At 35.2% G+C, this 10,471-nt stretch carries 10 protein-coding genes and 1 other annotated feature; of the genes, 4 read left to right on the forward strand and 6 right to left on the reverse strand.

Annotated elements, in window-relative coordinates:
- The 4 genes from AC1DOS_RS14025 to AC1DOS_RS14040 all read right to left on the reverse strand — a co-directional run.
- Nucleotides 1-565: hypothetical protein (locus AC1DOS_RS14025; protein ID WP_477537995.1), on the reverse strand; the 565-nt coding region annotated here is incomplete at its 3' end.
- 1,430 nt (nt 566-1,995) lie between these two features.
- The gene (locus AC1DOS_RS14030; RefSeq protein ID WP_477537996.1) at nt 1,996-3,114 is read right to left on the reverse strand and encodes a Ger(x)C family spore germination protein; all 1,119 of its coding nucleotides are present in this window, start codon (nt 3,112-3,114) and stop codon (nt 1,996-1,998) included.
- Complete coding sequence (locus AC1DOS_RS14035; protein ID WP_477537997.1) at nt 3,111-4,223, reverse strand: GerAB/ArcD/ProY family transporter; 1,113 nt, start codon at nt 4,221-4,223, stop codon at nt 3,111-3,113. Before AC1DOS_RS14035 ends, AC1DOS_RS14030 begins: the two co-directional genes overlap by 4 nt.
- Nucleotides 4,224-4,238: 15 nt before the next feature.
- Entirely contained in the window at nt 4,239-5,933 is a 1,695-nt protein-coding gene (locus AC1DOS_RS14040) for a spore germination protein (RefSeq protein ID WP_477537998.1), read from the reverse strand.
- A gap of 171 nt (nt 5,934-6,104) precedes the next feature.
- Between AC1DOS_RS14040 and AC1DOS_RS14045 the strand changes: the two genes are divergently transcribed.
- The 4 genes from AC1DOS_RS14045 (at nt 6,105) to AC1DOS_RS14060 (ending at nt 9,505) form a co-directional block, all read left to right on the forward strand.
- Nucleotides 6,105-6,656, forward strand: a complete 552-nt coding sequence (locus AC1DOS_RS14045) for a dihydrofolate reductase family protein (protein WP_477537999.1) — start codon at nt 6,105-6,107, stop codon at nt 6,654-6,656.
- Between the two features lie 233 nt (nt 6,657-6,889).
- Nucleotides 6,890-7,180, forward strand: a complete 291-nt coding sequence (locus AC1DOS_RS14050) for a hypothetical protein (RefSeq protein WP_477538000.1) — start codon at nt 6,890-6,892, stop codon at nt 7,178-7,180.
- 248 nt (nt 7,181-7,428) lie between these two features.
- Nucleotides 7,429-7,664, forward strand: a binding site (T-box leader).
- Nucleotides 7,665-7,724: 60 nt separating this feature from the next.
- On the forward strand, nt 7,725-9,074 hold the full coding sequence (locus AC1DOS_RS14055) for an amino acid permease (RefSeq protein WP_477538001.1): 1,350 nt from the start codon (nt 7,725-7,727) through the stop codon (nt 9,072-9,074).
- A 245-nt stretch (nt 9,075-9,319) separates the two neighbouring features.
- Nucleotides 9,320-9,505, forward strand: a complete 186-nt coding sequence (locus AC1DOS_RS14060) for a hypothetical protein (RefSeq protein WP_477538002.1) — start codon at nt 9,320-9,322, stop codon at nt 9,503-9,505.
- Nucleotides 9,506-9,747: 242 nt separating this feature from the next.
- Here the strand turns inward: AC1DOS_RS14060 and AC1DOS_RS14065 are convergent, their stop codons facing one another.
- Both AC1DOS_RS14065 and AC1DOS_RS14070 read right to left on the reverse strand, forming a co-directional pair.
- Nucleotides 9,748-10,146, reverse strand: a complete 399-nt coding sequence (locus AC1DOS_RS14065; RefSeq protein WP_477538003.1) for a DUF1259 domain-containing protein — start codon at nt 10,144-10,146, stop codon at nt 9,748-9,750.
- A 121-nt stretch (nt 10,147-10,267) separates the two neighbouring features.
- The coding region (locus tag AC1DOS_RS14070) for a hypothetical protein (RefSeq protein ID WP_477538004.1) at nt 10,268-10,471 on the reverse strand (204 nt) is incomplete at its 5' end.

The following is a 10,471-nucleotide window of genomic DNA, read 5'->3' on the forward strand; positions in this document are numbered from 1 at the left end:
GCGTGTTCCATTCCGCAATCGCTTTTTCTTCTATTTCATAACGCTCTCGAACAGATGAAATCATGATGTCTGTTTTTTCAGCTCTAATTTCTTGATCTGTTTTGGGTTTTGGCAACCTGTTTAACAATTGTTGTTCCAGTTCTTTTTTCTTTAAATCCAGTTCATGGAGCATTCTTTCTTCAAACTCTTGCTGCATTTTTTCGAATTTACGGCCCATCTCGACCATCACTTGTGCCTCACTCAGCACTTGTGAYTCATCATTCTTTAAGTCTGGAAATGGCCTCACTTCTAGATTGGCTGAAAGAACGTTGGAAATCGCATCTAAACTCCATTTTTGAGATCTTTTTTCCATGATGAATACGGCAATGTCTATATCTAATTCATCATATACCTTTTTTTCAGCTACTCTTTGAATGTAATGAATACCTTTTTTTTCAAGGTCTCTAAACCATTTATCGACGGTATTAAAATGAACAGACTCTTTAATAGTTGTTTCTTCTTCGTATCTTCTTTGTATTTCTTCCGTGAAGTCACTTATATGCCAAACTGCCTCTTTTAGCTCCATATAACATACCGCCACCTTTTCCTTAAAGTAAGAGTAGTCTACTAGTGACTAGTACTCCACAAATGGAGCACTAGTTATGAACCACATAATAACTAATGATGAAGCACTTGTGTAACAATATTGAATCATCAACCACTCGTGGACCACAAGTCAGTGATCTATATTTGGAGTGAATCCCATCTTTCATTAATCATGAACCAGTCAATAACAAATGTTGAATCACTCATGTAACATGACTAAATCACCCACTACTCGTAGAGCATTAAACAATACATTTACTAACTACTTGTAGACTACTAACCACTCATAGAGCATTAGAGAATTTCATTTACTAGCTACTTGTAGACAACTAACTACTAGTAGAACATTAAAGAATTTCGTTTACTAGTCACTTATAGACTACTAACTACTTGTAGCGCATTAAAGAATTTCATTTACTAGCCCCTTGTAGACCATTAACCACTCGTAGAACATTAATGAATTTCATTTACTAGCCCCTTGTAGACCATTAATCACTCGTAGAACATTGATGAATTTCATTTACTAGCCCCTTGTAGACCTTTAATCACTCGTTGAGCATTAAAGAATTTCATTTACTAGCCACTTGTAGACGACTAACCACTCATAGAACATTAAAGAATTTTATTTACTAGTCACTCGTAGAGCATTAAAGAAATTCATTTACTAGTCACTTATAGACAACTAACCACTCGTAGATCATTAATGAATTACATTTACTAGCTACTTGTAGACAACTAACCACTCGTAGATCATTAAAGAATTTCATTTACTAGTCACTTGTAGATAACAAAGCACTTGTAGACCAATTGAATTGAAATACACAGAATTTCACACAAACCTTATTAATAAATCTAGTTCGACAAACTTAATAAATTCCCTTTAATATCAATTGAAAACCATTGCATTTTGTAAAGTCATTGCCTACTTATGCGATTGTGATATGACGTTGAATGATAATCAAAGCGAGTCCAATTCTTTGTGAATTGGACTCGCTTTTTGAAAGTACAACTGTTGTACTTTAATTGCTTAACTACAAGTGGTTAATCACTCGTGTTCCACTAATAAGTCACTAACTACTTGTAGACCACTATATTATTTCATTTTTTGATCACTTATAGACGACACAACACTAGTAGTCAACAATAGGGGGGTAAACATCAGTGATGCTAGAAAGAAGTTATTGCCGTGTTGCGAATTCATAGGTTAAAACACTTAACAGTCACAATTCCTAATAATAGGTTAAATGGATATTCATGATAAAAATAAGATGAACGTTCTTGAACTAACGGGCTGGTTAATTTAAAAAGTCGATAGAATATAACTTTGAGGTTAATTATAAAGAGGGGGGAGTAATATGAAAAAAAAGATTTTAATATTAAAAGAAGTATAAAGGCCTTCTTGAAAATCGATTATTCAAATACCCCATCTCTAATTAATGTAAAGTCAATTTGAACGTTTACTTTCGCTTCCCTATATAGCTCATGCCATTTTTCATCTGTAAGCTTAGATTGTCTTACACTGCTCCTGTAACTTTCACCTAATCCGAAAATATCTGAATCAACTTCCTGACAGTAGGCAATTATTCTAGATACTTCACTAGTTAGACTTTTACTGATCGCTTTTTCAAGTTCCACAACATTTTTTTGTTTACCTACATCAATGTCGGGCATTATTTCTAATAATCTCGCTTTCATCGTAAGGTGTAAATCAAATTCGGGCGTTTTTGGATTGGCTAACTTCAAATCTCTTTTCGATTGAATCGTATCGAGTACCACTGGAATCTTGTCAGGAGGGTTATTCATTAAAGAAGATGGTAAATAATCTCCTTTAATATTCGTTTCAAACATTCCAGAGTCATAATTATCTCTAATTAATTTCACATAAAAACTATCGTCAGCAGAAAGTTGACCTACCATTTTGTCTCTTTTAAATAAGGCAAAACCAGAAATTTCTACAGACTCATTGATTCTTTTTATGACAGGCATCGAAATATCTTTGCCGGGAGAAAAATAGTCATGTGATACTTCATGAAGAGTAGATGAAATCATGTGCTCCTGTTTAACGTTTTGTTCTAGCAGCTTGAATATATGTTCACCAATATTCTCTATAGTTTGATATTGATAGCCTAGAAGCGATTTCGTTTGACCATCAACCACTGCCATAATAATACTACTACTTATGGAAGGATTTCTCGAGAGTGTCTCAATATAATGACCAATCCCTTCTTTAGATAACTCTTCACTGTACAAGCCTACCCTCATCTGTCCATACATTATTTTTAGAGAGTTCTTGCGATTGATTTTTGCACTTGTTCCTATACTTGTTTGATTTTCAGCGGAAACAACTTCAACATTACTTTGAAGTTCCGGATTCACTTGGAGAATAACCGCAGTAGCTGACACGCCATCTTCACTACCCAAGTCATATCCAACCAAAGTGACTAAACCTAACTCTTCAAGGATTTCCGGTTGTGTGCATCCGACTAAGCTAATGAAGAGAACTAGTATTAATATATATAGCTTTTTCATTTTATTTTCTCCTCATGTGATGTGAATTTCTTCTTCACCACTGCGACTACGTACAAGAAGATAGGGTAGGCAAAAACAATATAGAATGCCACCTGGCTGAACTTAGTGTTAACCATATTTATTTGAGCCCGAGTTTGAATAGATATCGTGGCAATTAAGATTAGAACCGAGAAAATCCAGCCGAATTTATTTGTGCTCACTTTTACCAAGCGTATGGTACCTCGATAAGCAGCCCATAAGTACAGACAAAGATTTGGCAAAATAACCAACATCCAAAAGCAAATCGCTATATATTCAAATCGTTCAATAAACGGAAATCTAACAATACTAAATAAAGATAAGGTTGCCCATATGGTTTTATTTAATTCTTCTCCGCTAAAGTATGTTAACGAAACCAACATGATGGAGAGGTAAAGCAATGTCGTCACTAACAAACCAAAATGAACATGTTTTTTCACATTATTCTTATCCTTTACAAAAGGATAAATCACGTTTAAAACTTCAAATCCAATAATTGTAAACGTCATAGATTGTGCGCCTTTTAATATAGCTCTCATATTTGTCTCAAGTATTGGAAGAAGATATGATGCATCCGAAAACTTAATGGGAAACCATATGAGTAGGATAAGCCATATGGAAATTACAAAACTAAAAAAAGAAACACCCACAATCACCCGAAGTCCACCAGCAAAAGCATAAATAACGATTAACAGCAACGTAGCTGAAATAAACCATGTATCCAAATTAGGGAAAACCCATGCTTGAATCACTTCTATATAGTTTCTCAAAATGACGAAAAATGCAAAAGAACAGTATAAAACATAAATAATATTTAAAAAATTCCCGATCCATTGACCAAACATGTCTTGTTGAATCCCATATAAATCATTTGAACCATACATCTCTAAAGTTTTAATCATGAGAAAAGCGATGATATGTGAAGCAATACCTGCAATGAGTACGGAAATCCATGCATCATGTTTTGCGTCTTGGTGGATAATTCGTTGGAATCCATGTATTCCAACACCAACTTGAGTGGTATTAATGACAAAAAAAAGTAGAAAAGCATTAATCGTATCTTTGGGACTAAGTTGAATAGTATTTTTCATCATTTTACCCTCAGTTCAACTTTTTTTTTCAGGGTTTATAGGTTCGGGATCAAATTTCTTTCGATCTTTTGGTCGTTTACTTTTGGGTCTATTAAATGTAAAAGGTAATGGCAATCTGATGATACTATCGCGCCAATCAATCAGTCTAGGAGGATAGAAGGGTGCTGTGTAGGGAGAACCCAAACTTGACTGACGTAAAAGGTGAATAAGAAAAAAACAAAACCCCAGCATAATGCCATAAAAGCCCCAAAACCCTGCTAATATGATTAATGGAAAACGAATGATTCGAATGACATTTCCCATCATATAATTTGGCGTTGTGAAAGAAGCCAATGCACTTAAAGCGACAATAATAATTAAAATATTACTCGTAATACCTGCTTGGACGGCTGCAGTCCCAATCACGATACCGCCTACAATACCTATTGTTTGACCAACTTTTGTCGGTAATCTTGCTCCAGCCTCTCTAAGTAACTCGATAATAATTTCTAAAAATAAAGCTTCAATTATGGGTGGGAAAGGAACTAAAGCTCTTGATTCACTTAGTGGAATTAATAGCGTTTGTGGAATAACTTCATAATGAAATGTCAAAGCCGCTACATATATAGGAGTTAAGTAAATAGATAACAAAATTGCACTAAGTCTTAATAACCGAAAAAATGAAGCAATTGGCCATCGAAGATTTTGATCTTCTCTACTTTGGAAGAACTCAATAAACGATTGAGGACAAAGTACACCCATCGAACTACCGTCTACAATGATTCCCAATTTCCCATTCAATAATCCATCGCAAAACCTGTCAGGTCTTTCTGTTAGAAGCATTTGTGGAAAAGGTGATAAAGAGTTGTCATCAATCATTTGCACAAGTACTGAACTATCTAATAAGGAATCTACATGAACATCTGTAATCCTTTGACGCAGTGTATTAACCATAGCTTCAGAGGCGATGCCTTTAATGTATAGCACTGAAACCAATGTATTCGTTCGTTTTCCAATTTTGAATTTTTCATTGCAAAGGTCCGGATTCATTATGTACCTTCGAATCAGTGATATATTCGTTGAAAGACTTTCATTGAATCCAACTTGTGAACCGATTACTTGAGATTCATTTTCCGGGGCGTGCAAAGCCCGGGATTCTCTCGAGGAAATATTTGCTAAAACAACTTGTGTGTAGCCTTCTACATGAATAAGTACGGTTCCTTCCACCAGTGCATTCACTGTTTCAGTGAGATGATCAGTCAACTTCACTTGAGGTACAGACAGGAGAGATTTAATGTTTTCTGGTGATTCATTCGTTTTTTTGAACAAGTTAGGAATGATATGATCTGTTAATGTGATGCCATCCACCAAATTATCTATATAAATAAGAGTGAGATTGGGATGAATGAATTTAACAATTAAATCAGCAGGGTTTTGAGTAGCATCTTTAATCGCCTGAATGAAAACATTCTTTGAAGATGAAATCATATTTTCTTTGCTAACTTTCTGTTCTTTTTCACTGTCAATTGAAGACTCTTTATTTGAAGAAGAATTCTTGTTTTCTTTTTTTGCTTTGCCATCGCGTCTTTCTATTTCACCTTCAATTGATGATTGTTTAGCTGAGGAGGAATTCTTGTTATCTTTTTTTTCTTTGCTATCTTCTTGTTCTTTATCGCTTCCACCAGGTGACTGTTTCTTAGAGAAAGGTAGTTTGAACTTTTTTTTAAACATTACATTCCCCCATTTCTAACTTTGCTTATAGACTAGGCTTTAGGGGGGGAATCTATACTTGCTTTAAGAGATTTTCACTATTATTCACAATTACGAAATTAGGGATTAAAGGAGTTTTAACTTGTTTTAAAGAATTAATTAAGCAATTCATTTTCATGGAGGAATGACTGAATGGCTGAATTGATTTATCATGTTGCAGTTTCACTAGACAATTTTATTGCAGACCAAGGTATGCTAGATGGGAATATTAACAATTCTCTCTTCTTATTTGAAGGAGATCATGTACCAGACTTTTTATCCGATATTCAGCAATATGATGCGGTCTTGATGGGCAGAAAAACATATGAGTTTGGATTTCAATTCGGTGCTAAACCGGGTGAACCTGGCTATAAGGGCTTAAAACATTATATATTCTCAAACTCCATTCAGTTTGAATCGAACGAGGATGTAGATCTTATCAAAGGAAATGCTATAGCTTTTATTGAAAATCTAAAACAGCAAGGGAACGGTAAACTGTGGCTATGCGGGGGAGGAGAATTGGCTGGGTCGTTGCTAAAACATAAACTCATTGATCAATTAGTGCTGAAGGTTAATCCAGTTATTATTGGTGAAGGTATATCTCTATTCGGCAGCGTAAAGCCATGTCTTAAATTAGAGTTAGTGGAAATGAAACAGTATTCTAGCGGAGTTATTAAACCCACTTACAATATTATTTATACTTAGGAAAATCCCGGTGAACCCCTGTAATTAATTTATTAAACTAATTTTCCCCTCCAATTGTAGAACTAACGGGTGCTTAGTTGAAGATCATTGGGCTGCTAGACAGTAGTACTTTTTCTTATTGAACTAACGGGGCAGTTTAGTTGAACAAGCATCAAGTGTATTTATTTAGAGTAAAAGCAAAATACTAAGGATAAAACCAGAAACAGAAGGTAGGGATAATCCCTAAGAAGAATATGGGAGAGGTTACTGTTATAGCTGTTGCAAATGGGTATAACGAACATATTAACTTTAGTGTTCCAATCAATGAATTTAACGATAACGATAATACAGGAAGAGTTTCACTTCCTCTTTGGCAAATAGATTCTAACAGACGAAATGAACCCCAATTTATCCACGGAAGTTTTCATCGATTAACTGTTTTTGAAATGCTTGATTATTATAGTAAAAAATTAGGGTTAAAGAGACAAAACATCAAAGAAGATTCTATTTCACCAGCTCTTTGGGGACCTGAATTGAATTCATAATAAATAATGTTTCTAGCCGTTCCTTGTTAAACTAACGGGGTCTTTACTTGTTGCCACTCGTAAGTTCTCCCAGGAGATTAGGCATCATATTATATTTTAAATAGTATTTTACTGATTTATATAGCTATTTCACCACATATTCCTATGATTTATTTCTTTGAAATTATTATCCCGAAAAAATAATTTGACAAATTTACTTCTCATCCGTATAGTATTGGATATTATAAATAATATTCAGATATAATTTTCAAAACGCAAAGATCAGGAGTAGTAAAAGCTCATTATTCGGTAAAGAGAGCTGCGGGTTGGTGCAACGCAGTCCAATGATACTTTGAACTTGTCTGGGAGTGGTAAAGCGAAAGAATAGATTTAATCTATTCTCTGGTTTTAACGATTGACCTTCGTTACAAGGTTTTTAAAGTAGGGTTCGAAAAGAGCTAATAAGAGTGGTACCGCGGTAAGCTTAAGGCATATCGTCTCTTTCTTCATTTGATTATGAAGAAAGAGACGATATGCCTTTTTTGATTTTTTGGGAGGTTAGGATATGGAAACGGACAAACGGAATTTACAGAGGACAATGACTTCAAGACATATTACGATGATGGCATTAGGCGGTGCCATTGGGGCAGGTTTATTTAAAGGAAGCAGTTCAGCAATTGATATGGCAGGCCCATCCATAATAATTGCTTACTTGATAGGGGGAATCATACTATTATTCATCATGCAAGGTTTAGCTGAAATGGCGGTCCGCAATAGCGGTGCAAGAACATTCAGGGATCTTGTCCAATCTATTTTAGGAAAGTATCCTGCCTATTTCCTTGATTGGATCTATTGGAAAATGTGGGTATTGAATATCACGGCCGAATCAGTCGTTGCGGCTATTTTCATTCAATATTGGCTACCTGAATATCCTATCTGGATACTGGCATTAGCTGTTTCGGTGTTAGTGACAGCAATCAACTTGCTATCAGTAAAGGTTTTTGCTGAAACGGAGTACTGGCTTGCTTTAATTAAAATTACCGTCATCATTGTGTTCATAATTGCTGGATTATTGTTACTGCTCGTGACTTTTGGTGATCATACAGCAGTCGGTTTCTCTAACTTGACTGACCATGGCGGTTTCTTTCCGAATGGACCAACAGGTTTAATCACGGCGATGCTGGTGGTAATTTATTCATATGGCGGTACGGAAATTATCGGGGTCACATTGGCAGAAACGAAAAATCCCGAAAAAGTGGTTCCAAAAGCAGTTCGCAGTACATTGGTCAGGATCATTTCTTTCTATATCATTCCATTTTTCATCATCGTTAGTTTAATTCCTTGGAACGAAGTAAACGGGGTGCCTGAAAGCCCGTTTGTGATGGTCTTTCAAATGATAGGGATTCCAGGTGCTGACCATATTATGAACGCCGTTGTTCTAATAGCGATTATTTCATCGATGAACTCTGGATTGTATGGTTCATCCCGCGTTCTGTATACACAAGCCGTGGACGGTCGCATTCCGAAAATCTTTTCAAGGTTATCCAAGAAGAAAGTTCCTGTTTACGCAATATTAATGTGTACTTCCACTTTATTTGGCGGTGTACTGATTACCTTATTTGCTGGAAGCAAGACCTTCGATTTCCTGATGGGATCGCTGGGATATACCGTATTATTCATCTGGTTGATCATTGCCTTCGCCCATTTGAAATCACGTAAACAACAGCCCGGAAAAACAAGTGCCTATTCAGTTAAATGGTTCCCGTATACGACTTGGGCTGCGATCATCGCTTTAATTACGATCCTGATCGGAATCATTTTCACGACATCCATTATCGTAACGATCATTACACTTTGCATCTACATCTTTATTACCTTAACGTATGTATGGAAAAGACGCCTTAACAAAATCTAGCAGAAGTGATAATTAATAATAATTGAAATAGATGGTTTTATCATTAAGCCTTACTTAAGGCAGCTTATGCAAAATTATTCCACAAATCCAATCGATTCACACAAGTTGCTCTATTGACAAGTTCTATACTGTTACTAATAGGTGGGATAGTGAAACTTGTCCTATAAGTATTGAGCCAGACCCCACTTTTATTTCATCAATCTTAGTCATATAATTAAGGAATATTAAAAGAAAGGAGTAGAAAAATGGAAAATAATTCTTTGCACATCAGGAATTACAATCGTCATAAAGAACATAATAAACGTGTAGCTGAATTTCATAAAAACCATGCTTCTCAAATAGCCAATGGAGAAAACGGAAATAGTTGGTTAGCTAAACTAGAAAGATATGTTTATAACAAAGGAATGACTCTTTTTAAGATAGTAAAATAACATTTAATCAACTGTTCCTTTTAGGTACAGTTCTTTTTTTTGAAATTGATGATTATTTTGTTACATAGTTTAGGTCAACTCTACAATAAGTCTTCTTCAACTAATGGTTGCTTATGTAGCTCTTTTTCTTATTGAACTAACGGGACAGCTTAGTTGAATAAGAAAAACAGGTTGTTATGTCATATAAGACCTATTATACGAAGTAAAAACACAGGAGACCGTGGTGCGTTAATAAAAGTATTTTATCTACTTACCCTTAGAGTCCTTAGTGCTTCTGCAACTTTATGAGCAAAAGTTAATGGTGGTTCTACAGATTGAAAATTAATATAAAGGATGTTGGGTTTCGTATATAGCCAATTGCTATGCAATGAGCTGATAATTATTCCATTTTTCACAAGTGTGTTAACAAAATAAGGGACTTCTTTTTCAAGAATAACTGTTACTCCGCGATTAAGAGCGTACCCGTTTTGATCTAAATTTTCAAACATGATTTCAGTCTCAATGTTTCCTCGAACTGGACGTCCTTGAATTGTGACTGGAATATCACGATTAATTTCTACGGAGCAAATACCGTTTTCGATTTCTGGTTTTCCGTTAAGAATTTGGCCGAACTGTTGACATAGAGTGTTGATATTATCCATTAGACACATCCTTAATATTTTATTCAGTTAATGTTCGTGTCAGTAACTTGGTGAACTGTATTAGGTGGAAAATTGAACAGTAAAGTAATTACAAACAATTCCTCAACTCGATTTCTGTAATTCAAGAATTATTTTTCTTCATCTGAGTGGTTAAATAATCAACTTGTTTTTGCAATTCTGCCACTTGTTTTTCTAGATCACTTTGACTTTGTTGGTCTTCATTATCCCTCTTCATAGCTTCTTCTAAGGTAAGTGCAGCTGCTACAGTTGAAAACAAATCACCAAGTGTAGAAAGCACTGAGCCTATTAGGTCGAGCTTCTCAGG

This window comes from Paenisporosarcina sp. P5_A11 (assembly GCF_056400705.1).